Genomic DNA, 17,049 nt, shown 5'->3' on the forward strand with positions numbered 1-17,049 from the left:
GCCGTTCAGTTATTTCGTGACGTTATCGTAATACACCATATCCGCATTCAGGCCCTGCTGGTAGCCTTTGATGTTATCGCGCACCACAACCTGAGTTTTACCCTGGTCAATAAACACGTATGGGGAGCTGCGCTGCAGCTCTTCCTGCAGTTTGGTATAGAGATCTTTGCGTTTGGCCGGGTCAGCTTCTGCCACGGCCGCCAGCGTTTGTTTGTTCAGCTCCGGGATCTGCCAACCGTTCAGCCCGGCCACGGTGCTGGCTTTGCCGTCGTTATAGGCGAACGCGCTGGCGTTGGAGTGGGCGTCGAAGTAATCCGGGATCCACAGGCGAATGGCGGCCTGGTGCTGTTTCGCGCGCACGCGGGCATACACCTGGCTACCGGCGGCCGGCAGAAGATCAACCTTCACGCCGCCCTGGGCAAAGCTTGCCTGCATGGACTGAGCGATGGTGATAAACGGCGGTTTGTTTTCCACATCCAGCGAGAAATGCGCGTCTTTGATGCCCGCTTTCGCCAGAATTTCTTTCGCTTTCGCCGGATCAAATTTGAACGGGGTGTTTTCCAGCGCGCCCGCGAAGCCGACCGGCAGGAAGCTCTGGTGAACGAAGTACTGACCTTTCAGCAGATCTTTAGTAATGCCCTGGTAATCCACCAGGTAGCGAGCCGCTTCCCACAGCGCCGGGTTTTTCAGCAGCGGGTTGGCGTTGTTGCCGACGTTAAACACCAGGTAGTTCTGCTCGGCTGAAGGAATGCTCAGCACCTTCACGCCCGGTTTGCCTTCCAGCGCGCTGGTCTGGTCAGACCCTAAATCGCGGGCGATGTCCGCGTCACCCTGCTGAATCAGCAGGCGGCGAGCGGCCGGATCGGGCACGTTTTTAATAATAATGTTCTTCACTTTTGGCGCATCGCCCGGTGATGTCGGGTTGGCATCCAGCACGATAGCCTGATGCGGCTGATAGACGCGCATTTTGAACGGGCCGCTGCCGGCAGAGTGCATTTTTAGCCATTCGTTGCCGAAGTCACCGGCCTTCACGTTTGGCTCAACCGCTTTTTCATCCACGATAGATGCGATAGGCGTGGAAAGAATATTCAGCGCAACCGCCGGGCTGACGTCTGCGGTCCAGTGCACTTCCAGCGTATGGTCATCCACTTTCTTCAGCTGGCTGGCGATGTTGTCTGGCTGCCAGCCCAGTACGTTCAGGATAAAGGCCGGGGACTTGTTCAGCGTGACCGCGCGGGTGTAGGAGAAGATCACGTCCTCCGGGCGCAGCGGGTTGCCGGAGGCAAATTTAGCGTCCGGGCGCAGCTTGATGGTCAGTTTCTTATTGGCCGCATCGCCCTGCCAGCTGGCTGCCAGAATTGGCACGACTTTGGCCGGATCGGTGCGGTCTGCCTGCACCAGGCGCTGATAAAGACTCGGCACGGTCTGAATACTTGAGAGTTCGTTAGCTTCGGCCGGGTCAAGGCTGACGATGTCATCCAGCCCTTGAGCTACCACCAGGGTATCCGGCGGCGTGGCAGCGTGGGAAGCGGCAGACAGCGCCGCCAGCAGCAGTAATGGCAGAACTTTTTTTTGCATGTGTGTACCCTGTAATGGTGTTTTTTATCGACTTTTCTCTGTGTATTTACGTTAGGTGAGTTATCTCAATTCACAAAGTCAAAATTGCGCTTTGCATATAAATATACGATATATCCAATGCGATAAAGTGCTGAGAACCCGAGGCTGGGTTTGCTTTCTGGAGGGGGTGTAGATATCCACGATTATGCAGGTTCGGTTAAGTTTCCGTTCACTTCCACTTCTGTTTTATCTGTAGCTCCTGTAACCGCTGCGTTGCTTCTGGTTTTATTACCCTCACCCTAGCCCTCTCCCGGAGGGAGAGGGAATAAACAATATCTCCCGTAACTTGTTTTCTCCCTCGCCCCCCTGGGGAGAGGGCCGGGGTGAGGGGGATAACACGCGACCTGTGCTTTGAACGTGCAGGGGAAACAGATCTATGGGTGAACGGAAACATTTCGGAGTGACAGACTTCGCTTAAACGCTGTCTTGAAAAAGCAAAAGCCAAAAAAAAAGCCCCCACGCGCTGGTGAGGGCTGTTCTGTTCATCCTCTCTCCCGCACGGGGAGAGGGTCAGGGTGAGGGGAAGATTACTCGTTGATCCTTGGATGCTGCTGCACCAGCAGCGTTCGCTTCGCCTGCAGCTCTTCGATTTCCTTATCCAGGTCCTCGATTTTCTGCTCGATATTGTCGTGATGCTCCTGCACGATTTCTCGCGCTTCGGCAATATCAGACGCTGCTGGCGTCGCGCCTTTCAACGGCTTGTTGGCCGTTTCTTTCATGGTCACGGCGGTAATCAAGCCGATAACCGCCACCACCATCAGGTAGTAAGCTGGCATCATCAGATTTTGCGTACTCTCCACCAACCACGCGGCAAGCGTTGGCGTCAGGCCAGCAATTAACACCGAAATGTTAAAGGCGCTCGCCAGGGCGCTGTAGCGAATATGGGTGGGGAACATCGCCGGCAGGGTTGAGGCCATCACGCCGATAAAGAAGTTCAGCACCACGGCCAGCACCAGCAGACCGGCAAAAATAAGCCCAATGGCGCCACTGTTGATCAGCATAAAGGCCGGAATGGAGAGCAAGAACAGGCCAATACTGCCGAGGAACACGAACGGGCGGCGGCCAAAGCGGTCGCTAAGCAGGCCGATCATCGGCTGCACAAACAGCATCCCCACCATAATGGCGATGATGATCAGCACCCCGTGCTCTTCCGAGTAATGCAGGTTGTGGGACAGGTAGCTCGGCATGTAGGTCAGCAGCATGTAATAGGTCACGTTGGTTGAAATAACCAGACCAATACACACCAGCAGGCTGCGCCAGTGCTTGGTAGCGATCTCTTTGAACGAGACTTTTGGCCCTTCGGCCAGGCCTTCGCGATCGCCTTGCTCCATTTTTTCAACGTGCTGCTGGAACGCCGGGGTTTCTTCCAGCGCATGGCGCAGATAAAGCCCGATGATACCTAACGGCAGCGCGAGGAAGAACGGAATACGCCAGCCCCAGTCGAGGAAGTTTTCTTCGCCGACGATGGCGGTAATCAGCACCACCACGCCCGCGCCGCAGACGAACCCGGCTATCGAACCGAAGTCCAGCCAGCTGCCCATAAAGCCGCGTTTACGGTCGGGAGAGTACTCGGCGACGAAAATAGATGCCCCGGTATATTCCCCGCCGACCGAGAAGCCCTGGGCCATTTTTGCCAGCAGCAGCAGGATAGGTGCCCAGATGCCGATAGTGGCGTAGGACGGGATAAGCCCGATGGCAAACGTACTGAGCGACATGATGACAATGGTGATAGCCAGGATTTTCTGACGACCGTATTTATCCCCTAGCATCCCGAAGAACAGCCCGCCGAGCGGACGAATCAGGAAAGGAACAGAGAAGGTCCCCAGGGCGGCAATCATCTGCACGCTAGGGCTGGCGTCCGGGAAGAAGACTTTACCCAGCGCGTAAGCAACAAAACCGTAAACACCGAAATCAAACCATTCCATCGCGTTGCCCAGTGAAGCGGCAGTGATGGCTTTTTTCAGACGCGCATCGTCAATGATGGTGACGTCACTGACCTTGATCGGTCTGACTTTCTTTTTCCTTTTTAGCATTCTTTATCCTCGTGTTTTCCTTGCGGGGGTAAAAATTCCCTCTGTAAGTGTAGTGCGCCGCGCAATAAGCGCTGGTGAAAACTGCAGCACTCAGATGAGGCGGCAATGAAGCGAAGTGAAAAGTAATAACCTATTGAAACTATGTGAAGTGCAATGCTTAAACTAGTCTCATAAATTATGTGGCTAATACTTAGAACTGTGATCAATATCAAATTTTTTAACTAAAGTAAAATTTCGCTACGCCGAAATAACATGCATACCACCAAAGAATTAACATCTGGATAACCTCTCAAAGGGAGTTGCTATGTCCGCCCATGTGCCGGTCACCCAGCGTGAATACACGCTTGATGACGATACGACCCTGATGTCCACCACCGATCTGAAAAGTTACATTACGCACGCGAACGATACCTTCGTGCAGGTCAGTGGCTACTCGCTACATGAGCTAAGCGGCGCCGCGCACAACCTCGTGCGACATCCCGACATGCCTAAAGCGGCCTTTGCCGATATGTGGTTCACCCTGCAGCAGGGCGAGCCGTGGACGGGCATCGTGAAAAACCGCCGTAAAAACGGTGACCATTACTGGGTACGTGCCAACGCGGTGCCGGTGGTGCGTCACGGTAAAACCACCGGCTACATGTCTATCCGCACTAAAGCCTCGGCGGAAGAGATCGCCGCCGCTGAGCCGCTCTACAAGGCGCTGAACGAAGGCCGCAGCAACAAGATCGTTTATAAAGGCCTGGTGCTACGTAAAGGGTTGTTCGGCAAGCTGCCGACTATGTCCCTGCGCTGGCGTATTCGCGGGTTAATGAGCGGTTTGTTCGTCCTGCTGATGGCCTCGGCGTTTGCTCTCGGACAAAGCCCGCTGCAAATGTTAGCCATCGCGGCATTCACCGCCTTTGCCTGCGCATTGCTGGAGTGGCAAATTGCCCGCCCGCTGGAAAACGTGGCCCGCCAGGCCCTGGAAGTGGCCACCGGCAACAGCCATCGCGTGAAACACCTTCAGCGCAGCGATGAAATTGGGGTGATCCTGCGCTCCATCGGCCAGCTTGGGCTGATGTGCCGCTGGCTTATCAACGACGTTAGCAGCCAGGTGGCGAACGTGCGCAGCGGCAGCGAGGCGATGGCGAAAGGCAATGACGACCTGAATGAACGTACCCGCCAGACGGTGGTTAACGTGCAGCAAACGGTGGCGACCATGAACCAAATGGCGGCGTCGGTACAGACTAACTCAGAAACCGCCTCGGCGGCAGACAAGCTTTCCAGCTCCGCCAGCGATGCGGCGGCGCAGGGCGGCCAGGCGATGGAAACCGTGGTCACCACCATGGACGACATTGCCGACAGCACCCAGCGCATCGGCTCCATCACCAGCCTGATTAACGACATCGCTTTCCAGACCAATATCCTGGCGCTTAACGCGGCGGTAGAGGCGGCTCGCGCCGGTGAGCAGGGCAAAGGGTTTGCCGTGGTGGCCGGGGAAGTCCGCAACCTGGCGCAGCGTAGCGCCAGCGCGGCGAATGACATCCGCAAGCTGATTGACGCCAGCGCCAGCAAGGTGCAGTCCGGCACGGTGCAGGTACACGAGGCGGGGCGCACCATGCAGGATATTGTGGCTCAGGTGCAGAACGTCACTCAGCTTCTCGGACAGATAAGCCACGCTACGTCAGAGCAGGCCGATGGCCTGGCGGACATTACCCGCGCGGTGGCAGAACTGAACGCGATAACACAGAAAAACGCTGCGCTGGTGGAAGAGGGCGCCCAGGTGTCGGCGATGGTGAAGCACCGCGCCACCCGCCTGCAGGATGCAGTCACGGTCCTGGGTTAAGGCGTTTTAGGCAGTTAGCCAGCGCTATCCGGCTGGCTCCGCTTATACAGACGGCGAGGGTGACCAATCTTGCCGTATAGCATTTCAACGCTGAGAAAGCCTTTCTCAACGCAGTGTTCAAGGTAGCGGCGGGCGGTGGTTTTGCTGAGTTTGGTTTCGCTGACCACGTCGTCTACTGAGAAACAGCGCTGGGCCTCGGCTTCGCGAAACAGGCGCTGGACGAGCTCCAGTGTGTTCTCCTCGATACCTTTGCTGCCCGCATCCAGCGGGGCGTTACGCGCCTGTAGCTCGTAAAGCTTATCGACGTTCTGCTGATCCACCACCTTCCATTCACGCTGCTGCTGGCTGAACTGTACGAAGCGCTCCAGCGAGTGGCTCAGGCGTTTCCACGAGACCGGCTTGAGGATGTAATCAAACGCGCCGCTGCGAATCGCCTGGCTGCAGGTGTCCATGTCGCTGGCGGCAGTGATGAAGATCACCGAGCAGGCGTGCTGTTTTAACAGGTCGCTGCCAAACAGCGTGATGCCTTTCCCGTCCGGCAAATAGTTATCCAGCAGGATAAGCTGCGGCTGCTTTTCCAGCATCAGGCGCTGGGCGGCCGCCAGGCTGTTGGCTATTCCCACCAGGTGCAGGTGGGGGTGCTTATCAATCAGCTCCGCGTGAAGTTCGGCCAGCTCGCTCTCATCCTCCACGATAAGCACGTTAATCATTTCATTTTGCATACTCAAAAGCCTTACGTTGGGCTGAGGTCGCTCCCCGGAACGACAACATCTGGAATAAATACTGAGAACACGGTGCCGCTCGGCAGGTTATCGGAAACTTCCACGGTGCCCTTCGCCAGCGCGACGTAGCTGGCAATAAGGTGCAGGCCGAGCCCGTGGTCGCCGTGGGTTTTGGTGGTAACGCCCGGCGTGAAAATATGGTCACGCAGTTCAGGCGCAATGCCGACGCCGTGGTCGGCCACCTCGATGACCAGCTCCCGGTCGTTTATCACGATATAGACTTCCACCGGCTGGTGCTCGCCTTCGGCGCGTTGGGTCGCCTCGATGGCGTTATCCAGCAGGTTACCAATAATCGAAATCAGTTCGGATTCCGGCACGTTGGTCGGCATCCTCGCCATGCTGCAGGCCGGATCGAACGCCAGCGACACGCCTTTCTCGCGCGCTCTGGCGTATTTCCCCAGCAGCAGCCCGCACAGCGTAGCGGAGCAGAAGCGCGCGGAGACAAAATCCAGCACTTCCTGGGCGTGCTCGGACTGCGCTTTGATATAGCGTTTGGCGTCATCGTAGCGGGCCATGTGCAGCAGCCCGGCAAGGGTTGCCATGCGGTTAAGCTGCTCGTGCCGCATAATGCGCAGGTTGTCCACGTAGCGTTTCACCTGGCTGAGCTGGAAGCTCAGGCTATCAATATCTTTGCGGTCGCGGAAGGTGATCACCCAGCCCTGCAGTACGCCCTCAAGCTCGATGCGCACGCGGCTGGCAAGTACGCTGAGATCGTTAAAGGCGCAGATTTCATCGTGGGTATCGCGCGCCAGCATGACTTCGGGATCGAAGAACGTCACCGGCTGGATCACCTCGGCAATCTGCTTGCCGCGGATCTCGCGCGAAGGCTGTTCCAGGCCTAGCAGTTTCTTCGCCGCCTTGTTGATCACCTCGATCTGCGAATGGCTGTCGATGGCGATCACGCCTTCGTAGATCGATTCCATCATCGCTTTTTGCTGGCGCACCAGCAGGCTGATCTGCCGCGGCTCCAGCGAGAACATTTGCCTTTTGATACTGCGGGTGAAGTACCAGGAAAAGATAAACAGCGCCAGCAGCAAAATGATCGCTGCCAGCAGGATGTTGATCACCTTGCCGGACGTGACGTCATCGAGGTAGCTCTTCAGGTAGCCCACTGACACAATGCCAATGACTTTGCCGTGCTGGTCGAAGATCGGGGCTTTACTGCGCAGCGACAGGCCGAGGCCGCCTTTGCGCAGCGTGGTGATGCTTTTGCCCTGCAGCACTTCCTCGTTATCGCCGCCGACCAGCGTTTTGCCCACGCGGTCGGCATGCACGGAATGATAAAGATGAATGCCGTGCTCGTCGCCGATGACGATAAAACTGGCATCGCTATGCACGACCAGCTTTTGCATAAAATTGTGTATTGCCGGAATATCTTTTTTTTCCACCGACTCCTGCAGGGTAGGAATTAAGGCAATCTCTTCCGCCTGAATTCTCGCCCGGGTACTCATTTCCTGATAAAGCTGGCGGCCGACGTCGAAATAGTAATAGGTTCCGAGCATGGCAAAGAGCACGGAAAAAAAGGCAACCAGGTAGATAAATAAGCGTATCTGAAAGGACACTTTCATAGGCCGGGCGTGTATTCAGTGAGGCAAAACGGCAGCTTAACACCGATACCCCGCTGGCGGCGCGGCTTTGAACGAAAGTTTGAACAACCTCACGCAACGGCACTTTTCGTTAATTTAAGCGAATTTTTCGCACTCTCTTAAGGTTTGTCTAAGCCTGGAATAAAAACCATAAAAACCACGGCATAATAAAAACCATTAACGTCATAGATGCCTTTAAATTAACGGTTTTAATCTGCTACCCCTCACATTACAGGGGTATTTAATCTTTTAGTCTGCCCCGACAAATTAAAATAAGGGGCTTGATATGAGCACGACCGATGATTCCTACAACATCATTCCTGAATCCATTGATATTAATAAGCCGACTCTCAAAGAGCGCTGGTGGCATATTCTCGACAGCTGGAAAGTGGGGATCATCCCGCTGCCGCTGTTTGTGCTGGCAGGGGCGCTGATCGCCATCGACTGCCTCGGCGGCAAACTGCCGAGCGACATCGTGGTGATGGTGGCGACGCTGGCCTTCTTCGGCTTCGCCTGCGGCGAGTTTGGTAAACGCCTGCCGGTGATCGGCAAAATGGGCGCCGCCGCAATCTGCGCCACGTTCATTCCTTCCGCGCTGGTGTACTACGGCCTGCTGCCGGACGTGGTGGTGGAGTCCACCACCAAATTCTATAAATCCACCAACATCCTTTACCTCTACATCTGCTGCATTATCGTCGGCAGCATCATGAGCATGAACCGCACCACGCTGATTCAGGGCTTCCTGCGCATCTTCTTCCCGATGCTGTGCGGCGAAGTGGTGGGCATGATTGTTGGCATGGGCGTTGGCCTGGCGCTGGGCCTTGAGCCGTTCCAGATCTTCTTCTTCCTGATCCTGCCGATCATGGCAGGGGGCGTCGGGGAAGGGGCGATCCCACTTTCCATCGGCTACGCCACCCTGCTGCATATGGATCAGGGCGTGGCGCTGGGGCGCATTCTGCCTATCGTGATGCTGGGCAGCCTGACGGCGATCGTTATCTCCGGCTGCCTGAATCAGCTGGGGAAACGCTTCCCGCACCTGACCGGCGAAGGCGAACTGATGCCGGGTAAAACCAGCCAGGGTGAAAAAGAGCAAACCGCCGCCCTGTTCAACGGTAAAGCAGACGTGACCACTATCGCGTCCGGCGCGCTGCTGGCGGTACTGCTCTACATGGTGGGCATGCTGCTGCACAAACTGATTGGCCTGCCGGCTCCGGTCGGGATGCTGTTTGTCGCGGTGCTGATCAAGCTTTGCCATGGCGTTTCCCCCCGCATGCTGGCGGGCTCGCAGGTGGTTTATAAATTCTTCCAGACCGCCGTGACCTACCCAATCCTGTTTGCCGTGGGCGTAGCCATCACACCGTGGAACGAGCTGGTTGACGCTTTCACCATCACCAATCTGCTGGTCATCGTCAGCACCGTCAGCGCGCTGGTGGCGACCGGTTTCTTCGTCGGTAAAAAAATCGGCATGCATCCTATCGATGTGGCCATTGTGTCCTGTTGCCAGAGCGGGCAGGGCGGGACCGGCGACGTCGCCATTCTGACCGCCGGTAACCGCATGTCGCTGATGCCGTTCGCCCAGATTGCAACCCGCATCGGCGGGGCGATCAACGTCTCGGTGGCGCTGCTGGTGCTTGGCAACTTTCTTGTCTGACTTTTGATTAACCAGGAACTGTTATGAAACTCGCAAGTTATGTACTTCAGGGCCAGCGGAGCTACGGCGTTGTAACGCCGGAAGGCATCGTTGACCTGGGCCGCCGCTTAGGCTCGCGTTTTGCAGATTTAAAGGCTTTGCTGGCGGCGGACGCGGTGCATGAAGCGCTGGCGTTTGCCGGGCTGAAGGCCGATGTGGCGGCGTCAGACGTCCGCTGGCTGCCGGTCATCGAGCGCCCGGAGAAAATCCTCTGCGTCGGCATGAACTATGCCGACAAGCGTAAAGAGTTCGACCAGCACAACCCGGCCCCGACCCTGTTTGTGCGTTTTGCAGACTCCCAGACCGGGCATGATTCCCCGGTGGTGAAACCGCATCACTCCAGCGAGTTCGACTATGAAGGCGAGCTGGCGGTGATCATCGGCAAAGGCGGGGTAAATATTTCTGCGTCGGACGCCCTGAACCACGTCGCGGGCTACAGCTGCTATATGGACGGGTCGGCGCGCGACTGGCAGCACACCTGGTTTACCGCCGGGAAAAACTGGCCGCAGACCGGGGCTTTTGGCCCGTGGATGACCACGTCGGATGAGATTCGCGATCCGCACGATCTGGCGATCCGCACCTGGCTGAACGGCCGCATGGTGCAGGAAGATAACACCAGCAGCATGATCCACAAGGTCGCCGAGCTTATCGAATACATCTCCACCTTTACCTCGCTCAGCGCGGGGGACGTGATCATTACCGGATCTCCCGGTGGGGTCGGCAAAAAGCGCACGCCGCCGCTGTTCATGCAGCCGGGTGACCGCATCGAAGTTGAAATCGAGCGAATTGGCCATCTCAGCAACGTGATCGTTGCGGCCCGTGAGCCTCTGGCTTCCGGGGCGGTGGCGCACTAACGCTATGTTCCAGCCCAACCCCATCGAGTTCAGCATCGTCGATCCGCTGCGCCAGCCGCAGGCGCTGGCCGCCATCCGGGATCTGCTGGGGCGTAACCAGCTCGGGCTGGACGTCGACATTCAGCTGTTCGTCGTCGCCCTTTCAGGGACCAGGATCGTCGGCTGTGCCGGGCTGGCGTGGCGCACCATCAAATGCGTGGCGGTGGATGAAGCCTGGCGCGGGGACAACCTCAGCGTGCGTTTGCTGGGGGAAATTCAGCATATCGCGATGGAACGCGGGCAGGCGCATTTGTTCCTGTTTACCCGCCCGTACAACCTCGACCGGTTTCGCCAGAGCGGCTTCTGGCCGTTGGTGCAGGTGGATGAGGCGGCGGTGCTGATGGAAAACACGCCCGTCGGCATCAGCCGCTACTGCGCCGGGCTGGAAAAACAGCGGAAACCGGGCAACCGGATCGGCGCCATCGTGATGAACGCCAACCCGTTCACCCTCGGGCACCGCTATCTGGCCGAGCAGGCGGCGCAGCGCTGCGACTGGCTGCACCTGTTTGTGGTGCGTGAGGACGCTTCATTTTTTCCGTTCGAGGAGCGGTGGGAGATGGTTCGCCAGGGAGTGGCCCACTTGCCTAACGTGGTTGTGCATCCGGGGTCCGACTACCTGATCTCCCGCGCCACCTTTCCGGGCTATTTCCTGAAAGAGAGCGGGCTTATCGACAAAACCTGGAGCGCAATGGACCTGATGATTTTCCGTGATTACGTTGCTCCGGCGCTGGGCGTGACGCACCGCTTCGTCGGCAACGAGCCGTTCTGCGCGGTGACCCGGGAGTACAACCAGGCCATGCGCTACTGGCTGGAAGTGCACCGCCATCACAGTGCGGCGTCGATCCAGGTGATCGAGCTGCCGCGAAAATGCCACGCCGCCGGACGAGAGATTTCCGCCTCTGAAGTGCGAGCCTTACTCAAGAGCCAGCAAATGGCCCGCATCCGGGACATTGTCCCGGACAGTACCTTTAGCCATCTCCAGCGGCACTACGCGCGGGATGTGGCCTGAATTTTTTAACCAGGACAAAGCCTTATGAGAATCGTAAAGCAAGCCTTAGCCGGGACGCTGGAGTCCAGCGATCTGCTGGTCAGAGTCGCCCCCGCCGAAGGTGAGTTCAGCCTGATGATACACAGCGAAGTACAAAAGCAGTTTGGCGACCAGATTCGCCGCGTGGCGGAGAAAACGCTCGCTCAGCTCGGCGTGAAAGAGGGGATTTTTATTCTGGAAGACAAAGGGGCGCTGGACTGCGTGATCCGCGCCCGGCTGCAAAGCGCGGTGCTCCGTGCCGCCGATGCCGAACAGATTGACTGGGGAAAACTACAATGAAAAAACTCCGCCGCAGCATGTTGTTCCTCCCCGGCGCTAACGCCGCCATGCTCTCCACCGCTTTTATTTACCGCCCGGATTCGATCATGTTCGATCTGGAAGACGCCGTGGCGCTGCGTGAGAAAGACACCGCCCGCGTGCTGGTGTTCCATGCCCTGCAGCACCCGATGTACCGCGACATCGAAACCGTGGTGCGCATTAACCCACTTAACACCCCGTTTGGCCTGGCCGACCTCGAGGCCGTGGTGCGCGCCGGAGTGGACGTGGTGCGCCTGCCAAAAACCGACACGCCGGAAGATATCTTCTTGCTGGAATCCCATCTCGAACGTATTGAGAAAGCGTGCGGGCGCGAACCGGGCTCCACCAAGCTGATGGCGGCGATTGAATCTGCCGTGGGGGTGATCAACGCCGTCGCCATCGCGCGTTCTTCCCCGCGTCTGATCGGCATTGCGCTGGCGGCGTTTGACTACGTGATGGATATGCAAACCGAGCGTGGCGACGGCACGGAACTGTTCTATGCCCGCTGCGCGGTGCTTCATGCCGCGCGCGCCGCCGGGATTGACGCGTTCGACGTGGTTTGGTCTGACGTGAATAACGAAGCCGGGTTCCTGCGGGAAGTGGAGCTGATCCGCAAGATGGGCTTCAACGGCAAATCGCTGATCAACCCCCGGCAGATTGAGCTGCTGCATAACGCCTATGCGCCAACCCAGGACGAAGTCGATTATGCCCGCCGGGTGATTGCCGCCGCCGACGAAGGGGAGCGCAACGGCCTGGGCGTGGTGTCGCTCAACGGCAAGATGATCGACGCGCCAATCATTAACCATGCGCAGGTGGTGCTTGAGCGCGCCGCGGCTTCCGGCGTGCGCCGTTAAGGATAAAACAATGAGCAATATGACCGAATTTTTACACCTTGAGTACCCGCATCTGGCCCATCTGCGAAGCTTTGACGGGGCGCATCAGACGACGCCGTGGCTGGCGGATGCCGACGCGAAGAAAACCCGCAAGCTTTGCGACACGCTGGAGCAGGCGATTGCCCAAAGCGGGCTTCAGGATGGGATGACCATCTCGTTCCATCATGCTTTCCGGGAAGGCGATCGGGTGATTAATCACGTGGTTGCCACGCTGGCTCACCTTGGATTTAAAGATCTGACGCTGGCCTCAAGTTCGCTGATGACCTGCAACGAGGCGCTGATCGAGCCGATTCGCAACGGGGTTATTACCCGCATTTATACCTCCGGGATGCGCGGCAAGCTGGCGGAAGCCATCTCTCATGGCCTGATGGCCGAGCCGGTACAAATTCACTCCCACGGCGGGCGCGTGAAGCTGCTGCAGGACGGCGAGCTAAAAATCGACGTGGCGTTTCTCGGCGTGCCGTGCAGCGACGAATACGGCAATGCCAACGGTACCCACGGTAAATCCTGCTGCGGATCGCTGGGCTACGCCAAAGTAGACGCCCATTTTGCCCGCAAAGTCGTGCTGTTAACCGAAGAGCTTGTGCCGTTCCCCAACATGCCTGCGAGCCTGATGCAGGATGAGGTGGATTACATTGTTCAGGTCGACACCGTGGGCGATCCGGCCAAAATCAGCGTCGGGGCGGCACGCGTCACCAGCAACCCGCGCGAGTTGATGATTGCCCGCACCGCAGCGGAAGTTATTGAACATTCGGGCTACTTCCGCACCGGCTTCTCCATGCAGACCGGCTCCGGCGCGGCGGCCACCGCCTGCACGCGCTTTATGGAAGAAAAAATGGAGCGTAATGGCGTTGTGGCACGCTTTGCCCTCGGGGGGATCACCGGCAGTCTGGTGGATCTCCATGAGAAAGGGTTGATCGAAAAACTGCTCGACACCCAGTGCTTTGACGGGCAGGCCGCGGCCTCGCTGGCGCGTAATCCGAACCACGTCGAGATCTCCACCAACGTCTATGCCAACCCCGGCGCGAAGGCCACGAGCTGTGACCAACTTGATGTGGTGATCCTCAGCGCGCTGGAGATCGACATCGACTTTAACGTCAACGTGATCACCGGATCCGATGGCGTGATGCGCGGCGCTTCTGGCGGGCACTGCGACGTGGCGAGCGCGGCAAACCTGACCATTGTGGTTGCTCCACTGCTGCGCACGCGTATTCCGACCGTTGTTAAGCGGGTGACTACGTGCGTTACGCCGGGCGAAAGCATTGACGTGCTGGTGACGGATCACGGCGTGGCGGTTAACCCGGCTCGCCCGGAGATCCGCGAGCGACTTGAGGGCGCGGGGATGAAGATCGTGAGCATAGAAGATCTTTATCAGCGTGCTATTTCCCTGACCGGCGAGCCGAAGCCGATCGAGTTTACGCCGCGCATCGTCGGCGTGATCCGCTACCGCGACGGCAGCGTGATCGACGTGGTGCGTCAGGTTAAAGAGGAGTAAGCAAAATGAGTGAAACGCTTGTGGAAGCGGAGGGCGTTACCCTTGAGGCCCTGCTTGAAGCGAAAGAGCGGCGGGCGCACCGGCAGCATGAATGGCTGGTTAAGCACCGCCAGCCGGTGCTTTCCCTGACGCTGGTGGCGCCCGGTGCGGTAAAGGACAGCATTCGCTACCGCAACTGCATGGCCGTGGCGCTGCAGGCCTGCGACCAGCTGCTGTGGGGCAACCGCTGGCCGGTGCTTGAGCGGCAGGTTCTGTGGCTGCCAACCGGTGCCGAAGCGATGTGGAGCGTGGCGCATTCGGCCAGCGAACTTAAAGCGGCCACGGTCGGGCTGGAGCAAACTCATCCCCTCGGCAGGCTGTGGGATGCGGATGTGATTTGCCCCGACAATGGCCCGGTCGGGCGAACTTCGCTGGATTTGGCGAGCAGACGCTGCCTGGTGTGCAACGAACCCGCCCGCGCCTGCGCACGTTCCCGCCGCCACCCCATGGATGAAGTGACCGCGCGCGTTGAGAGGCTGATAGATGGCTGGTTTGCCAGGGATTAAATCAAGTACTGCCGTCGCTCCGGATGTGCCAGCTCTGGCGCGGCAGGCGCTGCTGGACGAGGTGTGGTTAACGCCAAAGCCAGGGCTGGTGGATGCCGCCAACAACGGCTCGCACCAGGATATGGATCTGCCGATGTTTCTCGGCAGCATTGCGGCCATTGGCCCCTGGCTCAGCACGTTCCACGCTTTGGGGTGGGAACATGCCGGGCGAGGTGCCTGTGAGATGCTGCGGCTGATCCGCCCGGCGGGTATCGCCTGCGAACAGGCGATGTATCAGGCTACTCAGGGGGTGAATACGCACAAAGGTGGCGTGTTTTCGCTGGGGCTGCTTTCTACCGCCGCTGGCCGCCTGCAGGGGCAGGGCAAAGCGCTAACTGCATCGGCGGTGTGTTCCACCGTGAGCGAGATCTGCAGCGGGATTGTGGAGAGAGAACTGGTTACGGCCCGGAAGGCTTCTTCGGTTGGTGAAAGGCTTTATCAGCAGTTTGGCCTGACCGGCGCACGCGGTGAGGCGGAAAGCGGATTCCTGACGGTGCGCCAGCATGTACTGCCCTACTGGCAGACGGAGAGCTGCCCGAAGCGCCGCCTGCTTGCGGCGATGCTGCGGCTGATGGCCGCTAACCCGGATACCAATCTTGTTTCGCGCGGCGGGCTAAACGGACTGCGCTATGTGCAGCGTTACGCTGCGCGCCTGATTCAGCAAGGCTGGCATGAGGACGATCTTCGGCAGATGGATGCCGACCTTATCGCCCGCAACCTCAGCCCCGGCGGGAGCGCGGATCTGCTGGCCGTCAGCGCTGTTTTAGCGGAAATTGCGGTGTAACGGCTATGCAGCACTAATTTCATGCTAATTCGGCCAGTTTTTGTCTAGGCTGAGGTTTTCACTCTTGATAATAGAAGGAGTACCTCATGGCTCAGACCGCAGAGAAAAACCGTCGCTTTGTGCTGGCGAAGCGCCCGCAGGGAATGCCGACCCGCGAAGATATTCATCTGGAAGAAGTCGCTGTTCCTACGCCGGGGAAAGGCGAAGTGCTGCTGCGCACGCTTTTCCTCTCCCTCGACCCGTATATGCGCGGGCGTATGAGCGACGCCAAATCCTACTCGGCGCCGATTGCCATCGGTGAGGTTATCGTCGGCGGAACCGTTAGTCGCGTGGAAAGCTCCCAGCATCCTGATTATCAGCCGGGTGACCTGGTGCTGGCCGACTCTGGCTGGCAGGATTATTCGCTTTCCAACGGGGAAGGCCTGCAGAAGCTGGAGAAAAACATGTCTCACCCTTCCTGGGCGCTGGGGCTGCTCGGCATGCCAGGATTTACCGGCTACATGGGCCTGACGGATATCGGTAATCCGCAGCCGGGTGAAACCGTGGTAGTTGCCGCAGCCAGCGGCGCGGTGGGCTCGGTTGTGGGGCAAACGGCTCGCCTGCGCGGGGCGAGAGTGATCGGCATTGCCGGCGGGGAAGATAAGTGCCGCTATGTGAAAGAGACGCTGAAGTTTGATGAGTGCCTCGATCACCGTGCCAGCGATTTTGCTGCACAGCTCGCCAAAGCCTGCCCGAACGGCATCGACGTCTACTTTGAAAACGTCGGCGGCGCGGTGTTTGACGCCGTCTTCCCGCTGCTGAATACCAAAGCGCGTGTCCCGGTTTGCGGCGTGGTCAGCCAGTACAACGGCAATAACAGCGCCTTTGAGCATGACCGTCTGCCGGAGCTGATGGCGACTATCCTGAAAAAACGTATGCGCGTGGAAGGGTTTATTATCTTCCAGGATTACGGTCACCGTTACCCGGAATTCTACAAGCAGATGAGCGAGTGGATCGCCGCCGGAGAGATTGAGTTCCGCGAAGATATCGTGGACGGGCTGGAAAACACCGTGGAGGCGTTCCAGGGGCTGCTGTCCGGGAAGAACTTCGGCAAGCTGATTGTGAAGGTGGCGGAATAAGATTGACCCTCACCCCGGCCCTCTCCCTGGAAGGGAGAGGGGGAAATCAGAAATGGTCAGGTTCTTTGTTCCCTCTCCCCCGTGTGGAGAGGGGGAAATCAGAAATGGTTTGACTCTTTATCCCTCTCCCCCGTGGGGAGAGGGTTAGGGTGAGGGGAAGCCACGCCCCCTTAAATGAGAATTTTTTTTATTTCCCCGCTATGCTTGCTAAATGACGGCGGACGTGAGAGATTAGCACCCGGTTTGGAACACAGACCTTATGAAAGCAGTTTTAGTAAAGCAGTCCTCAGTTCAAGCGTTATCTTAGATATCCCTTCTTCTCGAGTCTCCTCCTAAGTGCCCGAATAAGTCCAACTCTGCTGAACAGACCATGTTCGCCGCGTTTAGTGGCTCAAGAAATTCTA

Annotated in this window: 14 protein-coding genes; 10 read left to right on the forward strand and 4 right to left on the reverse strand. The window is 58.1% G+C overall.

Annotated elements, in window-relative coordinates:
* Nucleotides 1-9: 9 nt before the first annotated feature.
* Both LH86_RS07850 and proP read right to left on the reverse strand, forming a co-directional pair.
* Entirely contained in the window at nucleotides 10-1,578 is a 1,569-nt protein-coding gene (locus LH86_RS07850) for an ABC transporter substrate-binding protein (protein ID WP_039299945.1), read from the reverse strand.
* A gap of 566 nt (nucleotides 1,579-2,144) precedes the next feature.
* The gene (gene proP, locus LH86_RS07855) at nucleotides 2,145-3,650 is read right to left on the reverse strand and encodes a glycine betaine/L-proline transporter ProP (protein WP_039289887.1); all 1,506 of its coding nucleotides are present in this window, start codon (nucleotides 3,648-3,650) and stop codon (nucleotides 2,145-2,147) included.
* Nucleotides 3,651-3,954: 304 nt separating this feature from the next.
* Between proP and LH86_RS07860 the strand changes: the two genes are divergently transcribed.
* The gene (locus LH86_RS07860; protein WP_039299948.1) at nucleotides 3,955-5,475 is read left to right on the forward strand and encodes a PAS domain-containing methyl-accepting chemotaxis protein; all 1,521 of its coding nucleotides are present in this window, start codon (nucleotides 3,955-3,957) and stop codon (nucleotides 5,473-5,475) included.
* 14 nt (nucleotides 5,476-5,489) lie between these two features.
* Here LH86_RS07860 and LH86_RS07865 read toward each other — a convergent pair whose 3' ends face one another.
* Together LH86_RS07865 and LH86_RS07870 are read right to left on the reverse strand one after the other, a co-directional pair.
* On the reverse strand, nucleotides 5,490-6,197 hold the full coding sequence (locus tag LH86_RS07865; protein ID WP_008460511.1) for a response regulator: 708 nt from the start codon (nucleotides 6,195-6,197) through the stop codon (nucleotides 5,490-5,492).
* An 11-nt stretch (nucleotides 6,198-6,208) separates the two neighbouring features.
* Nucleotides 6,209-7,825: an ATP-binding protein gene (locus LH86_RS07870; protein ID WP_039299951.1), complete on the reverse strand. Its 1,617-nt coding sequence runs from the start codon at nucleotides 7,823-7,825 to the stop codon at nucleotides 6,209-6,211.
* Between the two features lie 304 nt (nucleotides 7,826-8,129).
* On the opposite strand from LH86_RS07870, the gene LH86_RS07875 reads away from it, so the two are divergent.
* From LH86_RS07875 to LH86_RS07915, 9 genes are all read left to right on the forward strand, one after another.
* Nucleotides 8,130-9,494 carry a 2-hydroxycarboxylate transporter family protein gene (locus LH86_RS07875; RefSeq protein ID WP_039299954.1) on the forward strand — a complete coding sequence of 455 codons (1,365 nt, stop codon included), beginning with the start codon at nucleotides 8,130-8,132 and terminating at the stop codon, nucleotides 9,492-9,494.
* A 23-nt stretch (nucleotides 9,495-9,517) separates the two neighbouring features.
* Nucleotides 9,518-10,387 carry a fumarylacetoacetate hydrolase family protein gene (locus LH86_RS07880; protein ID WP_039299957.1) on the forward strand — a complete coding sequence of 290 codons (870 nt, stop codon included), beginning with the start codon at nucleotides 9,518-9,520 and terminating at the stop codon, nucleotides 10,385-10,387.
* A 4-nt stretch (nucleotides 10,388-10,391) separates the two neighbouring features.
* A complete protein-coding gene (gene citC, locus LH86_RS07885; protein ID WP_039299960.1) occupies nucleotides 10,392-11,435 on the forward strand; it encodes a [citrate (pro-3S)-lyase] ligase in 1,044 nt (347 codons plus the stop codon).
* Nucleotides 11,436-11,459: 24 nt separating this feature from the next.
* Nucleotides 11,460-11,753 (forward strand): citrate lyase acyl carrier protein, encoded by a 294-nt coding sequence (citD, locus tag LH86_RS07890; RefSeq protein ID WP_039299963.1) that lies wholly within the window; start codon nucleotides 11,460-11,462, stop codon nucleotides 11,751-11,753.
* Nucleotides 11,750-12,625 carry a citrate (pro-3S)-lyase subunit beta gene (gene citE / locus LH86_RS07895; protein ID WP_039299966.1) on the forward strand — a complete coding sequence of 292 codons (876 nt, stop codon included), beginning with the start codon at nucleotides 11,750-11,752 and terminating at the stop codon, nucleotides 12,623-12,625. The genes citD and citE overlap by 4 nt, the downstream gene beginning before the upstream one ends.
* Before the next feature lie 10 nt (nucleotides 12,626-12,635).
* Nucleotides 12,636-14,159, forward strand: coding sequence for a citrate lyase subunit alpha (gene citF, locus LH86_RS07900; RefSeq protein ID WP_039299969.1), 1,524 nt, complete (start codon nucleotides 12,636-12,638; stop codon nucleotides 14,157-14,159).
* Between the two features lie 5 nt (nucleotides 14,160-14,164).
* Nucleotides 14,165-14,704 carry a citrate lyase holo-[acyl-carrier protein] synthase gene (gene citX / locus LH86_RS07905; RefSeq protein WP_039299972.1) on the forward strand — a complete coding sequence of 180 codons (540 nt, stop codon included), beginning with the start codon at nucleotides 14,165-14,167 and terminating at the stop codon, nucleotides 14,702-14,704.
* Nucleotides 14,682-15,527 carry a triphosphoribosyl-dephospho-CoA synthase CitG gene (gene citG, locus LH86_RS07910; protein WP_039299975.1) on the forward strand — a complete coding sequence of 282 codons (846 nt, stop codon included), beginning with the start codon at nucleotides 14,682-14,684 and terminating at the stop codon, nucleotides 15,525-15,527. Before citX ends, citG begins: the two co-directional genes overlap by 23 nt.
* 86 nt (nucleotides 15,528-15,613) lie before the next feature.
* Nucleotides 15,614-16,645 (forward strand): NADP-dependent oxidoreductase, encoded by a 1,032-nt coding sequence (locus LH86_RS07915; RefSeq protein ID WP_039299979.1) that lies wholly within the window; start codon nucleotides 15,614-15,616, stop codon nucleotides 16,643-16,645.
* The last annotated feature ends 404 nt before the right edge of the window (nucleotides 16,646-17,049 follow it).

Source organism: Cedecea neteri (genome assembly GCF_000758325.1).
In the GTDB taxonomy this organism is placed as follows: Bacteria; Pseudomonadota; Gammaproteobacteria; order Enterobacterales; family Enterobacteriaceae; genus Cedecea; species Cedecea neteri_B.